Origin of the sequence: Paenibacillus sp. WLX2291 (assembly GCF_046603665.1) — a bacterium.
Classification (GTDB): Bacteria; Bacillota; Bacilli; order Paenibacillales; family Paenibacillaceae; genus Saccharibacillus.
Window position 1 is genome coordinate 3,769,575 of record NZ_CP176755.1, and the last position, 24,729, is coordinate 3,794,303.

Here is a 24,729-nt window from a genome sequence, read left to right on the forward strand (position 1 = left end):
TGCGGGAATGGATAAGGGAACGGACTCCAGTGGAGCCGCGCGAATCTACGGATGAGATCGTTATTGTAGATTCACGCCCCTCCAAAGTCGTCCTTTTCCCTTATTCCCTTCCCTCCGCTTGGTGTTACTTATCAATGGTATGTAAAAAACTTAAACATATGTTAGTGCATTGCAAAAAGTTGCTGTTCAGAGTTACGGGTTAAAAAGACTGCTTGGGTGGGGGGGAGCAAATTGGAAAGAACCGTGTTGATAAAATGTACTGGATTCTCTTCTTTGCGGTTGCGAATGGGTGTAGCTATGGTTTTGTCTTCTTACTTAAAGAGAAATAAATAAGAAAAGCACCACTTTGGGTAAGGGTGCTTGAGAGGTTAGTTTTCGAGGTTGATTTTCACTCTGTTTTTGAAATTCAGTTGATGTAGCCTTTGAGTAGGCTGGGGCTGAGTGGGGTTGGTTGGGTGCATGTGGATTCGAGAGTGTGATGGGTACCGGAATCGGCGCTGGTGTGGAAGGCTTGCATGATCTCGAGGACGTGACTAGTTAGGTGAGCGTTGGCTCTTGGGGTGCCGCCGTGTTGGATGCAGTGTGCCATGTCGGAAATGCCGATGCCGCGGCTGTTTTCTTCGTATTGATGGATGAGTGGGAATTCCATGAATTCAGTGCTGTTTGCTGGACGAAGGCGGATTGGACCACCGAATGTGTTCGGGTCTGGCACGATCAGGGTGCCAAGAGTGCCGTAGATTTCGATGTATGGCAAGGTGCTGCTCCAGATGTCAAAGCTGGTGATCATGGTGGCGATGGCATTATTTTGGAAACGGATGGTGCCGGTAATATGGGTTGGCACTTCGACGTCGATGATCTCGCCGTAACGCGGTTGGCTGGTAATGGTGCGTTGAGGCAACGACGTTTTAGTCATACCAGATACGGATTGTGCCGGTCCGAGTAAGGAAATTAATGCGGTCAGGTAGTACGGTCCCATATCGTACATCGGACCTCCACCTTGTTTGTAATAAAAGGATGGGTTGGGGTGCCAGCTTTCGTGTCCATGGTTGACCATAAAGGCAGTCGCGGCTACTGGATCGCCGATATAACCGTCGTCGATGAGTTTACGGCATGTTTGCAAACCTGCACCAAGGAAAGTGTCGGGGGCGCCGCCTAGTAGCAGTCCTTTGGATTGTGCGAGTTGTACAAGTTCGCTTCCTTGCTCATATGACAGCGAGAGTGGCTTTTCCACGTAGACATGTTTGCCGCCTTCCAATGCTTGGCGACAGATGGCGTAATGATCAGGTGGCGTGGTCAAATTGACAACCAATTGGATCTCATCGCTGGCGATGATCTGCTCAGCTGTCCAGCGATTCGGGATGCCGTATTGCTCGGTGGCTTCGTTGAGCTTGTCTTCATTAAAGTCGGCGCAAGCGTAGACTTCGGTATTGACGAAGGTGCGGGTGAGATTTTCCAAATAAATGCTGCTAATATTACCGCAGCCGATGATACCGATTTTCACTTTGCTCATAAGGGATTCACCTTTCTATTGTATAAAGTAGAAGAAGACTATTGTGACATGTTTGTCGACCTATTACATGTTCGTTGACCTATAGGGTGCTTTGACATGGGCTTATTGCCATGGTTCTGTGTATATTCATACATGTATATGATTAGAAAATTAATGCTAGATTAGAATTTCCCTCAATCTGAATCTCTGTCCAGTCAGATCAGCGTGCTGCCCATATTAGTCCGCGGCGCATCAATTCTTTTGCTTCGGGAATATCGAAAATGTTGACTTGGTGACCGAGTGAATTGTAGTACACTTTGCCTTTGCCCCATTTCTTCGTATAAACGACCGGCATGACGATCTCCCCGTTGGCAGAATGTGCGCCTTCGCTAATACGGAACGTCGTTGTTGCCAGCACATCCACTGCGGGGTCAACGTGCAAATAATACTGCTCAGACACGACTTTGAAATCGGGGATCTGTTCAACCAGTGGGCTGGACGATGTTTGTACAATTCGCACGTCGTACTCTACCCCATCATTAAACGGATGTGCGACCCATTGCGATCCGGTCATAAATTGCCACTCTACACTGTTACGGAACGAGTCGCACATACCGCCGTGACAGCCAGCAAGACCAACACCTGACGAGACCGCGTTCAATACTGGTTGTAGCTGTTCATTGCTAATCTCCCCCATCGTCCATACGGGCACAATCAGATCCAATTGCATCAGTTTCTCCTCATCCAGAAAAGCATCCAATGTATACGCAATCTCTACTTCAAAATCTTCTGCGCGCAATAATTCGGCGAATAAATCGGCAACTTCCTTCGGCTGATGTCCATCCCAACCGCCGCTGACGATCAATGCTTGTTTGCTCATTTGTAGAACGCTCCCATCTGTAGGCTTCGATATTCATGCTGATTTCACATGTACAGCCACATTGTAAAGTAAACGCATACATGATGCGCGCCATTTTCGTTGTGGAAGTGGACATTTTTTGCTAATCTAGGGGCAGATGAAATTCATAATGAGGTGACGAAGATGCGGGCGTTTCATGAGAATCGTACCTATGGCAAAGGGCTGCCAGTGCAGATCGGACGGATTCGCAATATTAGCTTTCTGGCGCATTGGCATCACGATCTGGAATTTATGTATGTGACAGAAGGCAGTTTGCAGATTGGGATTAATTATGAGACACGGGTATTGAAGGCGGGGGAATTTGCCTTTTGCGGTAGTGGGGATATTCATTATTACGATAGCAGTCGCGGCGAATCAGAGATCATTATGATCATTTTCAACCCGCGTCTGATTGGCAGTCCGGCAGGTTGGCCCGTGGAGCAGGATTTTCGTTCGCATTTTATTACATCTATGGATGGGATGACTGTGGAGCGACAGCAGGCGTTAGAACAACTGGCACCCGTTATGCATGCGCTATATGTAGAGGATCAGCAAGCAGAGCCGTCGGAGATGATTATTACCGGGTTGCTGCAATTGTTATGTGGACTGGTTGAGCGGCATATTCCTGCTGGATCGAGTGAGCAGAAGCGTCAACACCGCTCCACTGCTCATTTGAAAATGATGCAGGAGCTACTTGATCAGCTGGAGCAACACTGTACGCAGCCGTTGACCTTACAGGATGGTGCGGACTATGCGCGGATGAGTGTGTTTCACTTTTCTCGTTTTTTCAAAAATGTGACTGGGATGGGGTATAACACGTATGTGAATGAGTTGCGGATTCGGCGAGCGGAGCAGCAGATTGTACATACAGATGAGCGATTGTTGGATATTGCGCTGGATTGCGGGTTCGGGAATATTCGCACGTTTAATCGGGTGTTTCGGCAGTTGCGGGGATGTAAGCCTTCGGATTTGCGAGGGAAAGTTTGAACTGTACATATTATAATTATGTATTAGATTACTTGCACAACCCGTGGTGCTAGTTAAAACTAATCTGGAATGACACCTAATTTCCAAAGCGTATAGGCTAGCAAAATTCCATCTACATTCGTTTCGAATCCGGCTGGACTCTTCGAACGGATCGAAGATAGAGCAAACCGAGTCACTAAGATGGAAAATACGGTTTCGATTTGTTTGCGTTTGCGTCGCATCCAGCGTGTAAAGGCTGGCGTCCACCGTTGCTCTTTGCTGTTCGAACGAGTGGGCACACAAAGGAGCGTGCCCAAGTGTTGTTTCAAACGAACCTGTACCGCGTGACTGAGATAGCCTTTGTCTCCAAGAACAAAAGCAGAAGGTGCCTGGCAAAGTAACTCTTCTACGATCTGTACATCGTGAACCGAAGCAGCCGACAAGACGTAACGTTGGACAAAACCGAAGGAGTCGATTTGCACGTGTAGCTTGAATCCATAATAATGACTTCGTTTGGAAGCGCAATACCCCACGTCAGCTAGCCCTCGAAAGCTTCGTGCTCTCGCTAAACGAACGGGGTGGCACAAGGGAAGAGGAAGGCTGTCGACGATGGAGTAAGGGCCGCCGAACTCTGGCGAAGAGAGTCGTTTACGTAACCACTTGAGCGCGAAGCGAAGATCTCGGCATCGCCGATTGTACCGAGAACGTTCGACGACAGTACCTAAATTCCCTTGGATAAAGCGATGCCAGGCACGTTCGGAGGTGAATCCTAGCCCTTTTCCCAGCAGATGAAGCGTCAGGATATGGGCATCGCTTTGCTGAAGCAGATGGTGGTTTTTTCGTTTCAGAAACGGAGCAACAGCTTTCCATTCCTGCTGAACTTTTCTCAAAATAGCGACAAATTGGCTTTGTACCGAGCATGGTTTTTGTGTACAATAAAGATGTCTTTGCACAGGAATCCACCTTCCAAAATGGGGTTTGGTCACTTTTATTTTGGACGTTTTTCTGGGCAAAGGCTATTTTTATTTTTCAACTAGCACCACGAATTTGCACAATAGAAAAGACGCAATCCTTATATTATCATTAATGGTATATAACGTAAAAAATGGTATATAAAGTAAAAAAAGGTATTTACTATGATAGGGACAAACATTGGAGGCCGGAGGGGATTTTTGTAGGAAAACAGGACGTATGAATATTTAGTTTTATTAAGATAAGCATCATAATTTTAGAGGAACTCTTCTTCTATAGCTGTGTATTCACTTGTCTCATCCAGCATATCTAAAAATGGAACAACAGAAACAATATTTTTAGGTTTATAGAAGTACCTATCAAAATTAGCAATAGTCAACTTATTCCACTCCGCTCTTATACTGAATGTAGAATAAGTATATTACTCTCATGAAACATTGAAATTTAATTTTATATCTTATAATTAGGGATTGATCAAGAAGTTCAAAATTACTTTCTGCTCTTTCCTATGCGATACCAATATCTTTTTCATTTAAGTAAATAGTAATTAATCTTATATATGTACATTTCACTGATATAATCTGTTCCAATAATAAATTCATAATTTTACTCATTATCCATAAATATGTAGACCTAGTTTCCTAGTTCCTATATACTATTCCCATGATCTTACATATAAAAGGGGATATTGAGAATGATCGGATTTTTAGGTGCTATGATCACCATTGGTTTTATCGTCTATTTAGTATTAGCCATTAGATCAAGAAAGAAAGGCTCACCCAAAGCTAAACAGCAATTTCGAATCATGTGGATTTTGCTAGGTGGGGTTATTCTCTTAACGATCATTGATCCTAATAAGGGGCAAACAGCGCGCATTACTAAACCTGAACAAGCTGCTACTACTCACGAAGTGGCTGAAGCTGAACCAGCGCAAGATGCTACCTCTACAAATGCTGGTCAACTAAGTGAGTTAAATGACGATCAGCAAGCCACTTCTTCTACAACTGAAATAGCTTCAGATCCAGCAAAATCTACTGAAGGAAAAGAAAATATTTACGTTGAGACTAAGCAGACTCTTGATAAAGAAGCGGTTCTAACTTATGCCGGTATGTTACGTGGTAGTCCCTTTATCAAAGATGTAAATGTTGGAAAGAATGATATCTCCATAGCTTACTTTTCCAGTTTCAAACAGTACAAAGCTGCTAATCCTCAGTCGCAAGCTACCCAAAGTATTTATGATGATTATTTCAGCACTGGCGATATAATCAAAAAAATTCTCATGGAAGAATCTACTCGTCTGTTAAAAGAATTTCCCGCTGCGAATGAAATTAAGATGACGGTTCCTTTTAATGGAGAAACCTATTCTATTGATCTTAAAGAAGATGAAGCAAAAAAATTCTACGGCGGTGTCGACTTTGATACGCTAAAAACCAGTGATCCATCTGATGGAAATTCTCAGTGGCGTGTTCAAATTAGTGACAAATATTTTAATGATGCTGATCGAAAGCGTTTTGTTGATGAGTTCCTAAAAGTTAATTAAGTTTTGGGTTGATTTTGAGAACGTTATATATTGAGAATACTTTGATAAATAAAAAAACATCTATCATTCTATTCAAGCGAGGAGTAATGAACTTGGCTTTAATTAACTCTTTATTATCTACAGCATTTAACGCTATTGATAAATTAGACTTAAACATAAGCGAAATCGAGAAAATCGAGACAAAGTTTAGAATTGCAAGAAAAGTTAACATTTGGATTATTTCACCTATTTTTTTTATTACAGCTTTAGTACTCAGCTATTCTATTGCAAGTGTGTTGGGAACTTACTATACAAAATTTTTCGTATTAACTCTAATAATTCCATTTATTGGGATATTTATCACTATAAATAAAGAAAGTATTCGATCAAATCAAAAAAAATCTTTGTATTTATCTACTTTTTTTCTCTATATAGCAACTATTGCTACATTGGTAGTAGTGATAGGCTATATTTTTACTTTCACCACTTTTTCTTTTAAAGACTTTATTTCATGGAACGGTATAATAGGTATTGCCTCTATTATAGTAGGCATTATCATCTGTTATATAATGTGTAAAACAGTAATTATTTGTCTGGAAGGTTTTACAAAACTGTTTTCAATCGATGTAATAGAAAAACCAATTCTCTATATTACAACATCAAATAATTCTAATTATAAGTGTGAGCTTTTAAATATTACAAAACGTGGCGATTATATTATTAAACCTTTAGAATCTCAATATAATTTTGATCACAACAAAGAAATTGAAGTAAATTTAAATAATGCATTAAAAGCTGCTTGGGAAGAGATTTTAATAAATAGGCTGCATATCGTAGACATACATTATTTAGGCGAATCAGAAAATTCAAAAGATTAACAAGAAGATAATAATGAAAAAAATTTGAAGCATAAAATAATAATGAAAGCACCTTGTCATTCTCACTGACAAAGTGCTTTTTTTACATGCTTCAATTTAGGAGTGGACACTTTAAATACATGTGAAGCACGCGAATAATATGTATCCTGTATCTTCACAAAGTCTGGCGTATAAATTTTTACAGATCCGCCATAATCAACGATTGTCTTGGAAGCATCCTCTAATTGTACACGCCCCTCAGATAAAGTAGCAGCTATTAACTCCATATCTGTCTTTACTTCTCTATGTACAGATCTTTTCACTATATCTCTATCAAATAAAACTCACTGTAAAGGTATCCAGTAAGTTCGATGGTTTCATGATATATTCAATAATCATTGATAAAGTAGTTTTGATTTTTTATGTCTTTTGTACCTTCAAGACTACCCCTGTTGAGGTAATCTTTTTGGCACCGTAGTTAATGTATTAACTCACTGTACCAGAAAAAAAGAATAGAGCTGCGATTGCTACAATAACAACAAATAAAATACGTACAACAAAGCTCCAATGACTTCTTTTCACGGTATCACCCCAATTCATTGAAAAATGAGGTGCCTTTTCAAATTATATAGAACTTGGTAATTATGATCAAGTAGAAAAACTTCGAAGTCATCATGTAAAAAAGTCAAAGATATAATCAAAAGGTTCTCAAATTTTTCACAATTTATCGTATAAAATAAAGTTTCTCGGAAATTTTATTCTATACGATAAACACGAAAAACAAAGAAAGTAAGTCCTCTATCCATGACAATTTATAATCTTATAATAATACTTATGCTAGTAAGAAGGGAGGTGCCATAGTGCATACCTTGCTTTTAGAGCTAGTTGTAGTTCTAACATTTGCATCAGCAATTTTAAACTTTCTGAGCGCATGTATGAACAGCAAAAATAGGGGCCTTAAAAAAGTGTTGGCGCACTAGGCCCCTTGCACAACTTTACGAAACTCGCAATTATTTTGCCAGTTTCACTTATTACGATTATATACGAATGTAACGTGTTATAAAAAATAATTTAATATAGTATGTTTACACTATATACTCTGTTATAACACCAGAACAATTTAATATGTACAAATAGAGGTATATAGCAAAACGCAGGTTGTCATTCTTGCTGACCCCCTGCGTTTTCACGTATCTTAATTGCATTAGAACTTTAAATGTGTACAAAACCAATTAAGCCAATGTAACAATGCTACATACTACCTTGATTACAAAAGTTTAAAAATTATATTTCTTTTCTACAAAAATTTTTCTCATATGCTTCTTGTCCAACAACTCTTTCTATTTCACTCAAAACTCCCACATTCAAATCTTCTCTTTTTGTTTTGATTTCCTTTAAGAAAAAAGGAACAATTTCTTTCGATATATTCTCGTAAACTTTAAGAATTTTCTGTAATTCATTTATGCTTTGAATGTTTCTAATTGATGTGAGGTATTCTTTCTCACTCAAACGCCCTATATTCTCTCCATGTACATCTTGAGAGTAATTACCAAATAATCTCGTTAAGTGATCATATAACGTAGGGTATCTTCTCGAAAAGGCTCTTTCTTCAAGATTGGAAATCAAATTATTATAAGACATTACATGTATATCAGCACATTCTTTATTAATAAGAGATAAGCATAGCCTCAATATATTTTCAGATACCACCCTAACTATGATATTGTTTACAAATTCATCGTTAGAAGGTAAATGATACAAAATCCTTAAATTAAATAACTGAAAATCTTGATACAATTGAGTTCTAGTATTATCAGATTGATTATCGATTTTTTTAATCAATTTGATAAAAGTCATATTTTTTTTTACTTCAATATAAATCTTATCGAATACAATATTACCAACTGCTCCTGTATTCGGATAATTTTCTTGAACAAAACTTTTATATCTGCTTAAATCTTGATCAATCATTCGTTATTCCCTTTTCTTTTAAATTTTTCAAACAAAGAATCAGTGTAATTTATAGAAGAGGCTCTTTTATCGCCTTCATTTGAACGAGTTTCTTTACTTTTTTCATAAATAATACTATCATATTGCTTCTCTATATGGCTCCTTATATCTAACGCGAAGTGATATAAAAATTGCTTCTCACCTTTTTCAATTTTTCTTAAAACGCGAGACAATAGAACACTTCTACTATCATAAATGTAAGGCCTGTAATTCTTAAACTTTTCTTTCTCTTCTACTGAATTTGGTTCTTGTACATTCTCAATAAATGATTGTATATCTATATTTTTTTTGAATATTTCTTTTGATAAGATGAACGCAGTTACTATTGCATACATTTCAAACCTTAAATTTTCTTCACTGTCCGCTTTTCTTATCCTTGATATCCTGTTATAAAGAGTGTTTTCAGGACTCTTCTCCATCTTCTCCCCCTCTTTCCATCCTTTGATCTTCTCGAAGTAGATGAATACTTTTTTCAAATTCGGTTACTATATCGCGCAAATTTCGATAAGACAATTCACTATTCGAATCTGCTATAAAATAATCTATTTTTTTTGAGAATTCTTTATTTGAATGAAATATTGTATTAAAGAAATTCACTTGTAAATCTCTCAGTACTTTACTACCTCGAATATCATCCATCATATTTTGCATGCCAGTCGGAATACTTCTTGGTCTTGGTATATTAGTAAAAATAACACCTAAATGCTCCAGTGGTAAGAGTTTAAATCTATCTCTGTAAACTTTTCTTAACCTCTCTGCAACTTGAAATAATAAATCAATTCCCAAGACGGAGTACGAATCTGGATGAATAGGCGAAATATAAAAGTCGCTAGCTAGCAAAGCAGCCGTAGTATAAAAGGAAAAAGTGGGTGGACAGTCCATTAATATGTAATCATATTTTTCTTTGATATTAAAATCTTCGATAAGATTTTTAATAGCATTTTCGCTTTCAGAACTCCCCCCAGACCTTTCGAAGAACACCGCGTTAAGATCACCAGGAATAATGGAAAGATTCTCATCCAAAGTAAGTATAAAATCGGCTTCTTTTGCCCCTTCAACAACTGATGTATATTCAAAAACATTACTTATAGTAGCTTTACATATTCTATACTTTTTATTATTTTCAGTTTCTGATTCATACTCATGTCTATACTTAAATTTCTCAAATATAGATTGTGTTAAGTTGCCTTGAGGATCAACATCAATCAATAGTACTTTTTTATTGTTCCTAGATAAGTAAAGTCCAATTTCTTTGCATAATGTCGTTTTACCTACTCCGCCTTTCATATTTAAGAAAGAAATAACATTCCTCATACTTACGCCTCCAAAATTAACATAATTTTCTTCATAAGTATTATTAACGGTAACTTGGTATGTATTTTTTAGAGTCATTTTAAAATTTCTATTAACTACTTATATTATGTTTAGTCACATACATAATTACTTTTATTTAAAATTTAAAATTAAAAGTTCTGTTTTAAAAACAAGCTATAATCTCATATTAACACCTAATTGTCTAAATAGCGTATTAAATTATAAAGACTTCTAGAATAACACTAGAAGTCTTTTATTTACTAGTATAAGCATGTTTGAAATATAAAAAAGACCAAGTCTATTTTAGCAAAACATTGTATTATACGAAACTTCATTTACTAGTAGTGCCTGGTCTGTTCTTAAATGTAAGTTCGAATAATCCTGTAGCCGAAAGTCCAGCTAGTCCACCTGCCCATAATCGCAGCACTAACTCCAAATTGCTAAATGGATACGCCGCTGCTCCAATCAACAATCCTACTATAAGTCCAATCACTAGCAACACATTCTTTGGTATGTTTGCAGTCGTCTTCACAAGCTTTACCAGTGCAAGTACCACGACTGCCAGTGTAGAGGCAAAAGCCAGAACCAATTGCATTTTATCCATATTTATCAACCTTTCTTGATTATTTTTTTGCTTTCGTTATCCCATACCAGTACGCCACCGAATGCTTTGACAAGCGGACGTACCTTCAAATATGCCTTACCGTCAACCAGCTTCGTATCCTGTAACTTACGTCCGTTGATAATAGCCGCTTTACTAGAGTTGTCAAAGTCGACTGTAACCCGGAACATATCCGCTAGGGCGGTCACACACAGCTACATAGATAATATCTCCGATCAAATGACCAGTCTTAACCGTAGTTTCACACACCACACAGATCTGCTTTTGTTCAGGAGTGGTTTCCGGTTTAGCAACTGTCTGCTTTCCGTATTTGGATCGCAGCTCGGCTTCTGTGCCGTTGTATTCGTTCAGATCAATAGGACCTCCTATACCAGAGATGCGCTGATTACCATTCGGCAGCGTACCACCTTCGCCGTCCACTCCACCGCGATACTGCCAAAACTCCCAACTATTCCAGCCTTGCGCATCCTCTGGCACTCTGCTGGCGCTGTAACGGGCGATCCAAAGCGGATATTGAGATAGACCGCTAAAGTTACCAATGAACGCTGGGTACGTATACAGAATCGGGCGTTTGCCAGTTAATCGTTCAATCTCCTGAAGGAAAGTAACAGCGATACGGGCTTGATCCGGTGTAATGACCGAATTGTCCAAGAAGTGATATATGCCTGCTAGCAGTCCGGCGGCGCGGTCAGCAGTGATGTTCTGGATGTACTTTGTATCGATACGATTTTGCGTCGCCTTAATAAAAGCAAAAGAGATGCCGCTGGCTGCGACACCTCTCCAATCAATATTGCCTTAATGATGGGATACGTCGATCCCTTGTACATTGCCTGCTTTTCGGTTTTACATTATTCGTTATCTTCTTTCTGTTTATGTTCTTGCCGCTGATTCTGACAACGTAAATTAAACCAAGCATCAAAAAGCATTTTACGCGTTAACATCGCCAATATGATCAACGATATCGTTGTTAGGCACTGAACTGCTGTCCAAGTATATGTCTGGAGGGCATGATTGATCGGGCTATCTCCCGGCTGCATGATATAGCTGATCCGGATACAAAACGCTGTTGCCATTTCAATGCCATAAGCAACCATGAATCTAAGCATGGCTAGCATATACTGGCTAACCAATTCGACTGTGAATCGTTCCCGAAAATAAAGATAAAACTTCACGATCATGTAAATTACGCAAAACTCAGACACTGCGTATAATAGTAATAGCAACACATCGTTAAGTATCACGTTTGTGCTCACCCTTCTTATACTCATAGATCAGATACGGAGCAAATCCGTTCTTTTCAATTTCTCTCTTTAATTTTTCTGATGCATCCTGATAAGCAACATGTTCAATCCACGCCCGGCGTTTGACCTTTGCGATTCCCGGCTTTTTTGATATTTCGTGCGGCTCTGGCACTTTAGGCACGAACCGCTTGAACAATTTACGAAACATGCTTTACCTTACCCGATGGTCGGTATACTTTTTAATTTTGCTGACCATACCGGTTAGCGACTCAAGGACTTCTTTCCGCTCGGCGTTAATATCGTTTACGAGCGCTTGAAATGCGCTTTGTGCTTCGTCCCGCTCAACCTCTGCCCGTTCCCGTCCAGCTTCCGCTCGTATCACTGCATCTTTTAGTATCTTGCGCCCGCGTCGCTCCTTTGTTATATGATTAAAACGCATAAAAAAACGCCTTACGGTGCTATGTTAATCCTTAACTTTAGTAGTGCCCTCATGCCCATTGCTTCCAGTAGCCTCTATCAACGGGTGATAAGAAAATAAGCTAGCGGTAGTATTTTTAAACGCTCAGTAGAATTGGGCATGATTAATAAAAATCCAATGCACAGTATACAATGACTACAGATAAGTAAGAAAGATAAAAAATGCAAAAAATAGAAATAACTTTTCGAAGAAGGTGTAGCTATTGAAATTATCACCAAACGAACATCATTATGGAAATTATATTTTTGAGGAGCTATAATTGGAGGTTTTCGTTGAGAAGAACTCATTGCGTCCAAAAAAGATGATTATGATTTTATAAACAATCAGCTTTGTATAGAGGAAAGTATCTCAAATACGGAGAACGGAAAAGCTATTCTAAGCGATGCAAAAAATGAAGCATCTGAAGACTATGTAAATATGCCTAAGTGATATATATCAGACTTGAAAGTTCATACAAAATCTTTACGTAATTTAAAGTTCATAACAAAATCTTCCAGAACCTAGCAAAGCATATCTATTAAAGAGATCCAACATAGGCTGAGAAATTCTACTTCAAAAATCAACTCAAACACATATCCTCATGTTACTAAAAAGCTAAGTCTTAAAACCACAACACATCTTGAAGTATTCAATCTCAACGTTCGTCCCCAATCCGTCCCCAAAACTGAAAATGACACTTATTCTAAAATGAAGAAACAAACACGAATATCTAATCAACAAAACAAAAAAACCCTTGCTGTGCAAGAGTTTTCAAGTCAAATCATATATGCCGAGGACGGGGGTCGAACCCGTACGGTAGTCACCTACCGCAGGATTTTAAGTCCTGTGCGTCTGCCAATTCCGCCACCCCGGCATGTTCAATAGGTTGTTGCTTGTGTGTTCATCAATGGTAAAGCATAAACTGCTGATTGCTATGTATACTGGCATTTCAGAAAGTCACTTCCGTTTTCCGAACACCAATATATCGTATAACAGATGAGCTATATTGTAAAGTAAAATTTTAAAACATATGAAATGAGGGGGAATTCTGTGCAATATTCCCCCTCATCTCACATCCTATATACTGACAAACCCATTACAATACATCTTGCCAGCCTGCACCATCCACATTCTCACTCACGGTAAATTCATGTGTCTTCAGGTTCGCTTGCAGACGTGCCGCCGTCTCCCCATGACTCCAAGTGATCGTCAGCTCATTCTCTCCGCTCTCCTCCACCGCAATCTCGCCGTCAAAAGCAGTGCTTGTATTGCGGAAGCGCAACAGATCGAACAAACGCTGCACAACTGGACGCTGAATCTCCTGCTCTACTTCGTCTTTACTGTAATAGTGACGGTTGATATTACGTCCTTCCTTCGTCCGCTCCAGCAGCTCAATGTCGTTCTCTCCTGCCAGCAGGCCGACATAATAAATCTGCGGAATGCCCGGTGCGAAGCATTGCAGCGCCCTTGCCAGCACATACGCCTGATCGTTGTTGCCAAGCGCAGAATAATACGTACAGTTGATCTGATAAATATCCAGATTGTTGTACGCTTCACTGCTATAGATTTTCTTCACGTTGGCGCCTTTGCTATACAGGCTTTCACGTGTCATCTCGGCTTCTTCGTCAGTCATCAGGTCTTTTACATCGACGACACCGATGCCGTCATGTGTATCCAGTGTGGTGAACTGCTTACGCGGACAGATATTCAGCCAGTGAGCAAGGCGATTGGTTTGTCCGCTGTATAGTGCATGTAGTACAAGCATCGGCAAGGCAAAATCGTATACATAATAGCCCTTATCAGCGATTTTTAGTTGAATGCTGTAATGCTCGTGAATCTCCGGTAGTACTTCCACGCCCTTCGCTTCGGTCAGGTCTGCCGCGTATTGCAGCATCTCCCAGATGTCTGGCTCGACGAAGAAGCAGTTGGTGCCAATCTTCTTATTCGCATACGCAAAAGCATCCAGACGAATGACAGATGCTCCCTGCTCAGCGAGGAAATTCAGATTGTCACGGACAAACTGACGCGTCGTCTCGGTCGTCACATCCAAATCGATCTGCTGCTCGTCAAACGTACACCATACCTTTTCCGTGCTACCATCTTGAAATGTCACTTCTACATACGGCGCACGCGGCTTACGTTTGTAGATCAGATCGACATCTTCTTCGGTCGGTTCGCCATTCGGCCAGAAGTCCTTGTAACGGATAAACAGATCGGCATATGCAGATGCATCTTTCTTTTCCAAAAAATCTTGAAAATACTTCGATTGCTGGGAAATATGATTAATCATAAAATCGTACATCATATAGAAGTTGTTACTAATCCGGCGTACATCTTCCCAACTGCCCAGCGCCGGGTCTACCTGCGTATAATCCATTGGCGCGAACCCGCGATCACCGGACGACGGATAAAATGGCAGTAAATGAACGCCGCTAATGACATCTTGCAAATGCTGGTCAAGAATATCTGCCAGCTCGCCCATGTTATTGCCTAGACTATCCGCATACGTGATCAGCATTGCTTTGTTTTGAATTGGCATGTACGGTTCCCCTTTTCAGTCGTGGTGAATGATGTGTAGTACCGATTGTCAGAATCAATCTGGACGCAGGGAGCGGAATATGACAGTCTCAAACGGTTGCAATATACCGCTTTCATGATGCTCCAGATTGCACAGCATGATGTCGTCACCTCTATGTTCAGGCAGAGAGATCGTGCTATCTGTAAAATTACACCACACACTCCAAAATTCCTGCTTGTAGGAACGAATATATGCAGCAATTTGTTCGGAATCATTCTGAATTGGCGTATAATCACCATATATTAGCGCCGGATGCTGCTTCCGCAATTGAACCAGCTTACGATAGAAATGCAGCACGGATCGCTCATTGGCAAGTTGATCTTCCACGTTAATCTGCGTATGATTGGGATTGATCTGAAGCCACGGTGTTCCTTGTGTAAAGCCCGCTCCCGCTTCAGCATTCCACTGCATCGGCGTTCTCCCCTGATCGCGACTGCGGCGATACAGATACTCCATAATGTCCTCTTCTGCTCGTCCAGCGGCACGCTGCTCATGATACATACGGATACTGTCCAGATCGCGGTAATCCTCGATAGAGTCGAAGCGATGATTCGTCATGCCTAGCTCCTGCCCCTGATAAATGAACGGCGTGCCGCGCATGAGCAAATAGTAAGCAGCCAGCATTTTGGCGGCGGCTTCGCGGTGCTGACCGTCATGGGCGAACTTCGATACGCTGCGCACATGGTCGTGATTTTCCAGATATAGCGCCATCCAGCTGTTGCGGCTTGTCGCTTCTTGCCAGTGAGATAGCACCCGTTTAAAATCGGTTAAGTTCCAATGCTGGTACATACCCTGCTCCTCTGGATTCAGATCCAGATCCACATGGTCAAATTGGAAAATCATATTGAATACGCCCTCGTCCTCATCCACATATTGATCCACATCGTCGATCGGCACCCCTGGCGCTTCCGCCACGGTCATCGCCTGATGCGGCACCAACACTTCACGCTTCATCTCCTGTAAAAAGTCCATAATGCCCGGACGATTCAGACAGGCAGCGATGACGGGTATCATTGCCGGAGTCGTTGTAGAATTTGCCTGCGTGCTCGTGGGATTTGTCTGGGCGGTTGTAAGCTCCTGTTGCGCGATGGAAGTCACTGCATGTTCGTCCTGTTGTACTACGTTGATCGCTGGCGATAGCAAGTGCTGGTCTTTTTTTATAAACGTAATCGCATCGATGCGGAAGCCAGCAATACCAAGCTGAATCCACCATTCCATCATACGGTACAGCTCGCTACGTACCTGCGGATTTTCCCAATTTAAATCTGGCTGCTTACGTGAAAAGCAGTGCAAATAATATTCCCCAGTCACCTCATCATATTCCCAAGCAGAACCACCAAAATGCGATCCCCAGTTGTTCGGCGTTTGTCCATCTTGACCCGGTCGCCAGATGTACCAATCGCGCTTGTCATTATCCAGTGAGCTACGCGATTCTACGAACCAAGCGTGCTCGTCGGACGTATGATTGGCAACCAGATCCATAATGATACGAATGCCGTATTCTCCTGCTCTAGTAATTAATTCTTCCATTTCTTCCATCGTGCCGAATTCTTCATGAATCCGGTAATAATCGCGAATGTCATAACCGTTATCGTCATTCGGCGAATCGTACACCGGGCATAACCAGATCACATCGGCGCCCAGTGCATGGATATAGTCCAGTCGCTGAATAATGCCGCGCAGATCGCCAATCCCGTCGCTGTTTGAATCTTGAAAGCTACGCGGGTAAATCTGGTACACGACGCTTTCTTTCCACCAGCCCGGGCGCAATTGCTGCTGTGTTTCATGTTGCTGTTGCGTATCGTAGTTCTGTTCATGCTGTGCTGATAATTGTTGAAGTTGCCCATGATCCATAGGCTTGCTAGTGAATGGCGTATCGTTATGTGTATAGCTGTCTGTTACTGGCACAGTATTCGTTTTACGCTGTTGCAGCGGTTCACTCATTCCATTCATCTCCTATTCTATAGAGCGTTGTGGAGCGCTCTCTATTCTATCTCTTCTAAATCTATCTCTTCTAAAATACAGCTAGCTATGCATCTATCCCTTTCGATATTCATGCATCTTTTGATGAACATATATGCTTGAATATGTTACTTGATCGCACCCTGACTAACGCCGCGAATAATATAGCGCTGACCGAACAGATAGGCGATCAGAATCGGCAAAATTGTCAACAGTAGCGCCGGAATGAGCAATTCCCAGTTGTTCATATACGTGCCGTTGAAGGCTTTCATTTTGATAGGCATTGTAAAATAGCGTTCATCCGTCAGCACAAGCGACGGCAGCAAATAATCGTTCCAGATCCACAGTACATTCAGAATCGCAATGGTGGCTGTAATCGGTGACAGCATCGGCAGTACGATTTTGAAAAAGGTTTGCGGACGTGTACAGCCGTCCAGCAACGATGCTTCTTCCAGTTCATACGGAATCGATTTGACGAATCCGTGATACATAAATACCGACAGCGCGCTGCCAAAGCCGATATACAGAACAATCAGAAATGGCAGCGGCGCCGCATCAATCCAGTGTAGCTTGGCACCATAAATGTAAATGAGTGGAATCATGATCGATTGAAATGGAATAATCATCGACGCCACCAATAGAACAAACAGCCCGTTATTCAATCTGCCACCACGACGCACCATATAATAAGCGGTCATCGAAGCAAACAAACCGATAAAGATGACCGAGAAAAAGGTGACTATCACCGTATTGCTAAATGAGACGAAAAAATTCATCTTGTCGATCACTTCAGCAAAATGCCCGAAGGTGAAGCTGGTCGGTAGCGCGAATGGACTTTCCAGAATCTCGCCATTGCTTTTGAAGGAGTTCATAATAATCAGTAGAAACGGAAATACAAACAGGAGAAAGAAGATGATCAACAGCGCGTAGATGAATGGCAAGGTCACTTTTTTGCCGATTCCCATTATGCCGACACCTCCATCTTTTTACTAAAATACACTTGCAGCCCGGTAATCATTGCGACGATCAGAAACAGTACAAATGCTTCCGCCTGACCGACACCATAGTTGTTCTCGGTAAATGCCTTTTGTACAACCTGCATGGAAACCATCGTCGTACTGCCATACGGTCCACCCTCGGTAAGCGAGTAGTTGAGATCGTACACCATAAACGCATTTTTCAACGTTAAAAACACGGTCACGACGAATGAAGGAACCATCAGCGGCAAGGTAACTGCACGTAGACGCTGCCAGCCATTCGCCCCGTCAATTGTTGCCGCTTCGAGTACATCCTTCGGTACATTGACTAGCCCAGCGACAAAGATAATCATCATATAGCCTGCCGATTGCCAGATCGAGACGATGACAATCGCCCAGAACGCCATCGTCTCATCACCAAGCCAGCCGAGTCGCAGCCATTCGATATTGAACTTTTCGCCAAGTGCGGGTAGCGTCTGGACGAAGATAAATTGCCAAATATAACCGAGTACCAATCCACCGATCAGATTAGGCGTAAACAGCGATGTACGGAAAAAATTCTGAAAACGCACACCTGAAGTCACTAGAAAAGCGAGCAAAAAGCCAAGAATATTGATCAAAATGACCGTTGCCAGAACAAACTTCACAGTTAGCCACATCGCCGCCCAGAAATTCTCATCCTGAAACGCTTCACGATAATTGGCAAGCCCAGCGAATTGCAGCGGATCAAGCGGCGATGATACCGTATGAAACGTCATATAAAGTCCATATGCGAACGGCACCATAACAGCGATGCAGAAAAAGACGATCGTCGGTCCAGTGAAAAACAGTTGCAGCAGCCAACGCCGCAGCGGATTTTTTTCAGATATCATAGTGGAGAACACCTGCCTGTAAACGGTTTGGTGAATCAAGAGTAAGGCAATTGCTTCGATTGGAATTTTGCTTTTACATAAGCGTATGTCGTTGGTGAGTCGATATGGAAGTTAACTATCGATTATAGAATGAATGATAGACTTTGGAATGATATGAGGCATGGGTACCGGATTGATTGGCGCCTATATACCCCTCTGTGCCAGCCGATGAACATGGACACAATATACAATCATCGGCTGATGCAACAGTGGGTAGAAATCCCACAGTCATATACGCAGTCCAATCGACGTTCAATCCATGTGCGTCATACTAAGCAAAATGGGATTCATATATAAGAAGCGTACGACAGCTGGTCTGTTACTTCTGGTTTTTGTGTTACTTCTGGTTTTTGTAATAGTTTTGAATGACCTGTGCCAGCTCGGCGCGGGTTTCTTTTTTGGCGATGTATTTCTGGATATCGGGTGCTAGGATGCTGCCCCAGTCTTCGACTTTGACATAGTTGGAGCTGAATGGCAGTGTTTTGCCGTCCTTGATCGCTTCTGCTAGTGCGGCGCCGAGTGGGTTGCTGACTTTGTATGGATTGTTTTTGAATGCTGAGATGACCTGTGACTGATTGACGAGGAAATCCTGACCTTTTTTGTTATAGACGATCCAGTCCAGAAACTTCTTGGCAGCCGCTTGCTGCTCTGGCGTTGCTTTCTGGTTGATGACGAGGATGTTGGTCGGACCAGCCGCGATTTTGTTATTCAATGGATTGGATGCGTCGTTGTCCACTGGCACCGGCATGAAACCGAACGATTCACCTGATACCGCTTTCAACGAGTCGTATGCCCAGTTCCCGTTAAACAGAATAGCAGACTCGCCTTTGCCGACGCTAACGTGAGCATCATCGTAATATTTGCCTAGAGGACGTTCGCCGTATTTGTTGTACTCTGGTGATACAAGCAGGTCAAGCGTATCGTAGTATCCGTTCCAAACCGGATTGCTTGCTAGATCGAGTGTGCCTGCTTTCAGTTGATCTACGATTGTATTCGGATCGGCTGCCTGATTGAGGAATTGTGTACTATAGTGATTGGCAACCGACCAGTTTTCCGTTTGATACGCGACCGGATAGGTGATGCCGGATGCTTTGATTTTGTCGAGTAATGCTTGTAGCTTATCACGTGTATTGATGGTAAATGGATCAAAGGTTCCGCCTTCTACTTTGTCCAGCACAGTTTTGTTGTAAACGAGCCCAAAGCCTTCGATGGAGAACGGGAAGCCGGCGATTTTGCCATTGGCATCCTTCACTCCGTATTCGGTGTCCTGATTCCACTTTTCCTGAGACAGGTCAATGCCAAAATCTTTGTATTTGTTCGTAATAGAGTCGGGCGACATCATCGCTAGCGTTACTGTTTTACCGGATGCAGTCAGTTTGTCCAGCAGTGAGACGGTATCGCCGACAGCGCTCGATACTGCTTCCACTTGAATGTCTGGATTCTCTGCCATAAAGTCCTTGGCTGCCTGCGCCCACTGGGAGGCCATCTCGCCTTTGCCGTTAGTAATAATAATGCTAACTTTGCCATCTGCGGTTGTACTGCCGCTTCCGCTGCTGTCCGAACTTGCATTACCACAACCTGCCAGTGTAAATGCCAGTACGCCCGTCATTGTCCAAGCCAGTGTTTTTTGCCATGTTTTTCTCAACAGAAACCCCTCCATCACATAATTGCTAAACTATAATTGCCAAAACACATTGCTGAACCATGATGATTCAGTCTCCAACCGTTTTGAGAATCAAAGTATAAAAATATAAGCTGATTAACAAGTTGTTATACGATTGGGAACGATACCAAAAATAGATGCTCATTGTTGATGCCGCTCGGTACGATAGACAGTGCGATGCTCCTTGCTGACTTTGGCGCATATCTTTGACTGGGGAATACTACGCATTGTAGCCATACGATAACTGGTGTCCAACACCAGACCTTCAATATACATGACAGCTTCAAACGTTCACGTAGATACCAGTAAAACACACGTAAATGTCAGTGAAATCAACTGCTTCGGCGTATCAGCGTAGGCTTGGATACATGCTGTGTAATCGTACGAAACGACTTCTTTGCCATTCCTGTTTCATTGGTTTGGAACATCATCTTTCTTTACATCAGGCATCACTTTAATAACGCTTACATGATAAATGATTGGTTTATTTTCCAGTCCTTATTATACAGGTTGGCTATGTGGAATAAATATATCATCCTTTGGGAACGGTTTCAATAGTGTGCAGATTATTTTTTTCGCGAATACCATTCCTGCAGGATGTTATGCTAATATTTAAATTGGGAACGATACCAATTTCGCCAGTACGAACCCTTATGATTCTAGTATCAGGTGGATTCGCGTATGATTAATTCGACAGGTAACTTGCATAAAGGCTTAGACAACGGTTCTTGATTAATGAGCTGCAATAGCATCTGTACAGCATGCTTGCCCATGGCAGGAATCGGTTGGCGAATCGTACTCAAGGAAGGGCTTAACACTTCGGCAATCGGCTGATCATCAAAGCCAATGATCGCCAGATCATCAGGAATACGCATCCCTGCTTGCCGCGCCGCCATCATCAATCCGCTGGCAATCTCATCACTACCCGTAAATACGGCGGTTGGGCGATCCGGCATATCTAGAATCGTTTGCATCACCTGTTTGCCATCTTGAATCGTATGACGATCAATCAGAATCCATGCCGGGTCAACGGCGATACCCGCTTCTTGTAATGCCTTCTGGTACGCTTGATTGCGGTCTTTGTCCTTGCCATAATCGGTAAACAGCCCACCTGTGCAATACATAATTTTGCGATGTCCGCGGTCGATCAGATGGCGCATTGCCGCATATGTGCCTTCATATTGATCTGCTCGAATCGTTGGCACATCGTTCTGATTGACGTATTCATTGCACAATACAATCGGTCCATATTGCGTATATGGCTCAATCTCAGACCACTCATTTTCAATGGATGCCATAATGATACCGTCTGCCTGCTTGTTTTTGAGCAGATCAAGATAGGACAATTCTTTATCCTTTTTCTCATTAGTTTGGCAAATTAACGTCTGGTACCCATGTCTCTGCCCTTCCTGCTCAATCGCATCGACGAGATATGCAAAAAACGGGTTTACAATCTTGGGCACGATCACGGCAATGGTTGTTGGAACCTGTCCCCGTAGCTTACGCGCTGAAGGATTCGGTACAAACCCAAGCTCCTCCATCGCTTCCATCACCTGACGACGCTTATCTGGTGAAATATGCGGATAATTGTTAATCACGCGCGAAACGGTCGTTTTGGACACACCGGCATGGCGTGCCACATCAATAATATTTACCATTTGCCACACTCCCATTCTGACATTGAAACCAGTTTCAATTAGTGTAGCGTATATTGTGCAAATGGGAAAGCGCTACGCCGTATTTGATTCATACCAACGCTGTTATGTTTATTCGATAACATAGGTATTCGTGCAGCGTGTCCTATACATGTTGCACCAATACGAGTACAATCCAGTACCCTATGCTCATAAGCTACTTAGAATTCAATAGCATGAATAGGGCTGAACAAACTGGAACATGAAGGATTGCCACATGAATATCAAACTAACCAGAACAAGAAAGGATGTATACTCATGACTGAACATAACGATAAACACTTGACCGATAGCAACAAAGACGACGCATTTGAACAAGGGAAAGGCGCAGGTGTAGATCCTATCCCTGATCCCGACCCAAATCATAAAAATAGCGCATCCGATCTGCTAGAGCAAGCCGTCGACGACTCACTAGAAAAGCTAGAAGACGATTTCACTGGCGACGACGACAAACCGCAAAAGCATAAAAGCTGATTATTTTAACACATCATCGTGCTGATTCAATCGATCATAGCAATGACAAGAGATCGAGATCATAGCAATGACAAGATGAAATACAGGTAGGCGGTAAACCAAATACAACCTAGAAAAACTGAATATCAGACAAAAACAAAAAGACGATTCGTCCGCTAATCTTCAACGGACGAATCGTCTTTTTTCATATGGGCCCAGAGGGACTCGAACCCCCGACCAACCGGTTATGAGCCGGTAGCTCTAACCAACTGAGCTATAGGCCCGCATCAACATAATGAACGTAATATTATGGTACTTCATGTAAACAGCGACTCAATTAATATACCGCAATTTTTGCTGAATTGTCAATCATTTTCATGCAACGGGTATAGTACGTCAGTACAAGATGTATACGTCTTGCAATGTATACACTTTGCGTTGGATAACCAAACGAACTTGTACCCACTCCATCTGTAGCAGCATACATCTTATACGCATATTGCCATTTGGATATTGTATCGTTCCCTGCTAAAGGACATATCGATGAACCAACAAGACATATCAATCAACAAACTAGCAGAAGATCAGATCGATACCGTCCATTCTGCTGCTAGTTTGCAATCTTGGTATGCTTCATCTTGGATTTTAATCAGGTCTACTCTAATATCATCCAATCTCTAATTTCATCCGATCTAGTCTATTCCTTGCCAAATGCTTCCGGATTCTCGCGCCACGAATGCAGCAGCTCCAGATCTTCTTCCTGTACTTTGCCCAGTTCGACCGCTTTCTCGATCAGTGCGGTATAGTTGGACAATGTTTGCAGTGGTAGATTGGCATCTTCAAACGCTTGTACCGCTTTGTCCAGCTGGTAGCTGAAGATCGCCAGTACAACTAGTGGCTCGGCACCAGCTTCGCGGATCGCTTCCGCGGCTTTGATCGAACTGCCACCTGTGGAGATCAGATCCTCAATCACAACGACGCGCTGACCTGGCTTGATTAGCCCTTCGATCTGATTTTGCTTACCATGCCCTTTGGCTTTATCACGTACGTATGCCATTGGCAGATCCAGCTTCTCGGATACCCAGGCGGCGTGTGGAATACCGGCGGTTGCCGTTCCAGCAATGACATCGGCATCCGGGTATTGATCGCGTACAATCGTTGCAAACGCATCGGCAATTTGGTCACGAATAAACGGATACGACATGGTCAAACGGTTATCGCAATAGATGGGCGATTTGATGCCAGATGTCCACGTAAATGGCTCCTGCGGACGGAGTGCGACTGCTTCGATTTTGAGTAGGGCTGCGGCGATATGTGCCGGAATTTCTTCAATGGTTAACATGTTCACTCATCTCCTTGATTATCTGTTCTGCTGCCTGCCTTGGGTCGGCTGCGGCGGTAATAGGGCGTCCAACAACGAGATAGTCGTTACCAGCGGCAATAGCACGTCCGGGCGTCATAATGCGCGTCTGGTCAGCGACATCGCTTCCTGCCGGGCGTACACCGGGTGTAATCGTCAGGAAAGAAGTTCCGCACATGTGCTTGATTGCCGGGCCTTCCAGCGGTGATGATACCACGCCATCCAGCCCGCTTTCGCGTGCCAATTGAGCGTACCGAACAACGGTATCCTCTACTTTACCAGTGATACCGATCTCTTCGTTCATCACCTGCTGCGAGGTGCTGGTCAGTTGTGTGACAGCAATGAGCAGCGGACGGTTCAGAGAAGAATCTTCGCTTAACGCTTGCTCCATACCGGCAACGGCTGCCTGCATCATCTGTTTGCCACCAGCAGCGTGCACATTGAACATATCAACACCAAGCTTAGTGATGCTATGGGCGCCGCCTTTGACGGTGTTGGGAATATCGTGCATTTTCAGATCAAGAAAGACATAGTAGCCCTTTTGCTTCAATTCACGGACAAATTCTGGGCCAGCTGCGTAAAAGAGCTGCATTCCCACTTTGATATAACAAGGAATACCAGCTAGCTTGTGTATCAGCTGCCGCGCCTGTTCCACATCTGGATAGTCCAGCGCCACGATCAGCCGCCGGGCAGTAGCGCTATGTACATATTCGCTCATCTGTCTTCATCTCCTTTATGCCGATGCGCACACAAATGACGGCGGACATGGGAATGGTCCGCCGCGCA

At 42.4% G+C, this 24,729-nt stretch carries 22 protein-coding genes and 2 tRNA genes; 4 read left to right on the forward strand and 20 right to left on the reverse strand.

All coding sequences use genetic code 11. The features are described 5' to 3' along the window. Positions 1–406: 406 nt before the first annotated feature. A complete protein-coding gene (locus tag ACDE64_RS16130; protein WP_411347496.1) occupies positions 407–1,510 on the reverse strand; it encodes a Gfo/Idh/MocA family protein in 1,104 nt (367 codons plus the stop codon). Positions 1,511–1,709: 199 nt separating this feature from the next. Further along, positions 1,710–2,369, reverse strand: coding sequence for a ThuA domain-containing protein (locus tag ACDE64_RS16135; protein WP_411347497.1), 660 nt, complete (start codon positions 2,367–2,369; stop codon positions 1,710–1,712). A 162-nt stretch (positions 2,370–2,531) separates the two neighbouring features. Between ACDE64_RS16135 and ACDE64_RS16140 the strand changes: the two genes are divergently transcribed. Next, positions 2,532–3,374 (forward strand): AraC family transcriptional regulator, encoded by an 843-nt coding sequence (locus tag ACDE64_RS16140; RefSeq protein WP_411347498.1) that lies wholly within the window; start codon positions 2,532–2,534, stop codon positions 3,372–3,374. 59 nt (positions 3,375–3,433) lie between these two features. On the opposite strand, the gene ACDE64_RS16145 is transcribed toward ACDE64_RS16140, so the two are convergent. Beyond that, positions 3,434–4,306: an IS982 family transposase gene (locus ACDE64_RS16145; RefSeq protein ID WP_411347499.1), complete on the reverse strand. Its 873-nt coding sequence runs from the start codon at positions 4,304–4,306 to the stop codon at positions 3,434–3,436. A 713-nt stretch (positions 4,307–5,019) separates the two neighbouring features. Here ACDE64_RS16145 and ACDE64_RS16150 point away from each other — a divergent pair. Together ACDE64_RS16150 and ACDE64_RS16155 are read left to right on the forward strand one after the other, a co-directional pair. Further along, positions 5,020–5,865, forward strand: a complete 846-nt coding sequence (locus tag ACDE64_RS16150; RefSeq protein ID WP_411347500.1) for a hypothetical protein — start codon at positions 5,020–5,022, stop codon at positions 5,863–5,865. Positions 5,866–5,957: 92 nt separating this feature from the next. Continuing rightward, positions 5,958–6,722, forward strand: coding sequence for a hypothetical protein (locus ACDE64_RS16155; protein WP_411347501.1), 765 nt, complete (start codon positions 5,958–5,960; stop codon positions 6,720–6,722). Positions 6,723–7,985: 1,263 nt separating this feature from the next. On the opposite strand, the gene ACDE64_RS16160 is transcribed toward ACDE64_RS16155, so the two are convergent. From ACDE64_RS16160 to ACDE64_RS16225, 14 genes are all read right to left on the reverse strand, one after another. Then, complete coding sequence (locus tag ACDE64_RS16160; RefSeq protein WP_411347502.1) at positions 7,986–8,672, reverse strand: hypothetical protein; 687 nt, start codon at positions 8,670–8,672, stop codon at positions 7,986–7,988. After that, positions 8,669–9,130: a hypothetical protein gene (locus tag ACDE64_RS16165; protein WP_411347503.1), complete on the reverse strand. Its 462-nt coding sequence runs from the start codon at positions 9,128–9,130 to the stop codon at positions 8,669–8,671. Before ACDE64_RS16165 ends, ACDE64_RS16160 begins: the two co-directional genes overlap by 4 nt. Then, positions 9,114–10,025: a ParA family protein gene (locus ACDE64_RS16170; RefSeq protein ID WP_411347504.1), complete on the reverse strand. Its 912-nt coding sequence runs from the start codon at positions 10,023–10,025 to the stop codon at positions 9,114–9,116. Before ACDE64_RS16170 ends, ACDE64_RS16165 begins: the two co-directional genes overlap by 17 nt. Positions 10,026–10,356: 331 nt before the next feature. Continuing rightward, positions 10,357–10,620: a holin gene (locus tag ACDE64_RS16175; RefSeq protein WP_411350317.1), complete on the reverse strand. Its 264-nt coding sequence runs from the start codon at positions 10,618–10,620 to the stop codon at positions 10,357–10,359. Between the two features lie 171 nt (positions 10,621–10,791). Next, complete coding sequence (locus tag ACDE64_RS16180) at positions 10,792–11,436, reverse strand: glycoside hydrolase family 25 protein (protein ID WP_411350318.1); 645 nt, start codon at positions 11,434–11,436, stop codon at positions 10,792–10,794. Between the two features lie 441 nt (positions 11,437–11,877). Then, positions 11,878–12,096: a hypothetical protein gene (locus tag ACDE64_RS16185; RefSeq protein WP_411347505.1), complete on the reverse strand. Its 219-nt coding sequence runs from the start codon at positions 12,094–12,096 to the stop codon at positions 11,878–11,880. Between the two features lie 3 nt (positions 12,097–12,099). Beyond that, complete coding sequence (locus tag ACDE64_RS16190) at positions 12,100–12,327, reverse strand: hypothetical protein (RefSeq protein WP_411347506.1); 228 nt, start codon at positions 12,325–12,327, stop codon at positions 12,100–12,102. An 806-nt stretch (positions 12,328–13,133) separates the two neighbouring features. Next, positions 13,134–13,219 (reverse strand) — tRNA-Leu (locus ACDE64_RS16195). 222 nt (positions 13,220–13,441) lie between these two features. Then, positions 13,442–14,884 carry a sucrose phosphorylase gene (gtfA, locus tag ACDE64_RS16200; protein WP_411347507.1) on the reverse strand — a complete coding sequence of 481 codons (1,443 nt, stop codon included), beginning with the start codon at positions 14,882–14,884 and terminating at the stop codon, positions 13,442–13,444. 54 nt (positions 14,885–14,938) lie between these two features. Continuing rightward, positions 14,939–16,693, reverse strand: a complete 1,755-nt coding sequence (locus ACDE64_RS16205; protein WP_411350319.1) for a glycoside hydrolase family 13 protein — start codon at positions 16,691–16,693, stop codon at positions 14,939–14,941. A gap of 320 nt (positions 16,694–17,013) precedes the next feature. After that, the gene (locus ACDE64_RS16210; RefSeq protein ID WP_411347508.1) at positions 17,014–17,850 is read right to left on the reverse strand and encodes a carbohydrate ABC transporter permease; all 837 of its coding nucleotides are present in this window, start codon (positions 17,848–17,850) and stop codon (positions 17,014–17,016) included. Next, entirely contained in the window at positions 17,850–18,734 is an 885-nt protein-coding gene (locus ACDE64_RS16215) for a carbohydrate ABC transporter permease (RefSeq protein WP_411347509.1), read from the reverse strand. The genes ACDE64_RS16210 and ACDE64_RS16215 overlap by 1 nt, the downstream gene beginning before the upstream one ends. A 376-nt stretch (positions 18,735–19,110) precedes the next feature. Then, on the reverse strand, positions 19,111–20,418 hold the full coding sequence (locus ACDE64_RS16220) for an ABC transporter substrate-binding protein (RefSeq protein ID WP_411347510.1): 1,308 nt from the start codon (positions 20,416–20,418) through the stop codon (positions 19,111–19,113). A 683-nt stretch (positions 20,419–21,101) separates the two neighbouring features. After that, positions 21,102–22,094: a LacI family DNA-binding transcriptional regulator gene (locus tag ACDE64_RS16225; RefSeq protein WP_411343153.1), complete on the reverse strand. Its 993-nt coding sequence runs from the start codon at positions 22,092–22,094 to the stop codon at positions 21,102–21,104. Between the two features lie 294 nt (positions 22,095–22,388). Between ACDE64_RS16225 and ACDE64_RS16230 the strand changes: the two genes are divergently transcribed. Further along, complete coding sequence (locus tag ACDE64_RS16230) at positions 22,389–22,604, forward strand: hypothetical protein (protein ID WP_411347511.1); 216 nt, start codon at positions 22,389–22,391, stop codon at positions 22,602–22,604. A 189-nt stretch (positions 22,605–22,793) separates the two neighbouring features. Here ACDE64_RS16230 and ACDE64_RS16235 read toward each other — a convergent pair. The 3 genes from ACDE64_RS16235 to pyrF form a co-directional block, all read right to left on the reverse strand. Beyond that, positions 22,794–22,867 (reverse strand) — tRNA-Ile (locus tag ACDE64_RS16235). Between the two features lie 413 nt (positions 22,868–23,280). Continuing rightward, positions 23,281–23,925 carry an orotate phosphoribosyltransferase gene (pyrE, locus tag ACDE64_RS16240; RefSeq protein WP_411343157.1) on the reverse strand — a complete coding sequence of 215 codons (645 nt, stop codon included), beginning with the start codon at positions 23,923–23,925 and terminating at the stop codon, positions 23,281–23,283. After that, positions 23,912–24,661, reverse strand: coding sequence for an orotidine-5'-phosphate decarboxylase (pyrF, locus tag ACDE64_RS16245; protein ID WP_411347512.1), 750 nt, complete (start codon positions 24,659–24,661; stop codon positions 23,912–23,914). Before pyrF ends, pyrE begins: the two co-directional genes overlap by 14 nt. Positions 24,662–24,729 lie beyond the last annotated feature (68 nt).

Bases quoted from the DNA above. Each gene is read 5' to 3' on its own strand.
- ACDE64_RS16130 (WP_411347496.1), bottom strand. From the start codon at position 1,510: ATGAGCAAAGTGAAAATCGGTATCATCGGCTGCGGTAATATTAGCAGC.
- ACDE64_RS16135 (WP_411347497.1), bottom strand. From the start codon at position 2,369: ATGAGCAAACAAGCATTGATCGTCAGCGGCGGTTGGGATGGACATCAG.
- ACDE64_RS16140 (WP_411347498.1), top strand. From the start codon at position 2,532: ATGCGGGCGTTTCATGAGAATCGTACCTATGGCAAAGGGCTGCCAGTG.
- ACDE64_RS16150 (WP_411347500.1), top strand. From the start codon at position 5,020: ATGATCGGATTTTTAGGTGCTATGATCACCATTGGTTTTATCGTCTAT.
- ACDE64_RS16160 (WP_411347502.1), bottom strand. From the start codon at position 8,672: ATGATTGATCAAGATTTAAGCAGATATAAAAGTTTTGTTCAAGAAAAT.
- ACDE64_RS16165 (WP_411347503.1), bottom strand. From the start codon at position 9,130: ATGGAGAAGAGTCCTGAAAACACTCTTTATAACAGGATATCAAGGATA.
- ACDE64_RS16170 (WP_411347504.1), bottom strand. From the start codon at position 10,025: ATGAGGAATGTTATTTCTTTCTTAAATATGAAAGGCGGAGTAGGTAAA.
- ACDE64_RS16175 (WP_411350317.1), bottom strand. From the start codon at position 10,620: ATGCAATTGGTTCTGGCTTTTGCCTCTACACTGGCAGTCGTGGTACTT.
- ACDE64_RS16185 (WP_411347505.1), bottom strand. From the start codon at position 12,096: ATGTTTCGTAAATTGTTCAAGCGGTTCGTGCCTAAAGTGCCAGAGCCG.
- ACDE64_RS16190 (WP_411347506.1), bottom strand. From the start codon at position 12,327: ATGCGTTTTAATCATATAACAAAGGAGCGACGCGGGCGCAAGATACTA.
- gtfA (WP_411347507.1), bottom strand. From the start codon at position 14,884: ATGCCAATTCAAAACAAAGCAATGCTGATCACGTATGCGGATAGTCTA.
- ACDE64_RS16210 (WP_411347508.1), bottom strand. From the start codon at position 17,850: ATGGGAATCGGCAAAAAAGTGACCTTGCCATTCATCTACGCGCTGTTG.
- ACDE64_RS16215 (WP_411347509.1), bottom strand. From the start codon at position 18,734: ATGATATCTGAAAAAAATCCGCTGCGGCGTTGGCTGCTGCAACTGTTT.
- ACDE64_RS16225 (WP_411343153.1), bottom strand. From the start codon at position 22,094: ATGGTAAATATTATTGATGTGGCACGCCATGCCGGTGTGTCCAAAACG.
- ACDE64_RS16230 (WP_411347511.1), top strand. From the start codon at position 22,389: ATGACTGAACATAACGATAAACACTTGACCGATAGCAACAAAGACGAC.
- pyrE (WP_411343157.1), bottom strand. From the start codon at position 23,925: ATGTTAACCATTGAAGAAATTCCGGCACATATCGCCGCAGCCCTACTC.
- pyrF (WP_411347512.1), bottom strand. From the start codon at position 24,661: ATGAGCGAATATGTACATAGCGCTACTGCCCGGCGGCTGATCGTGGCG.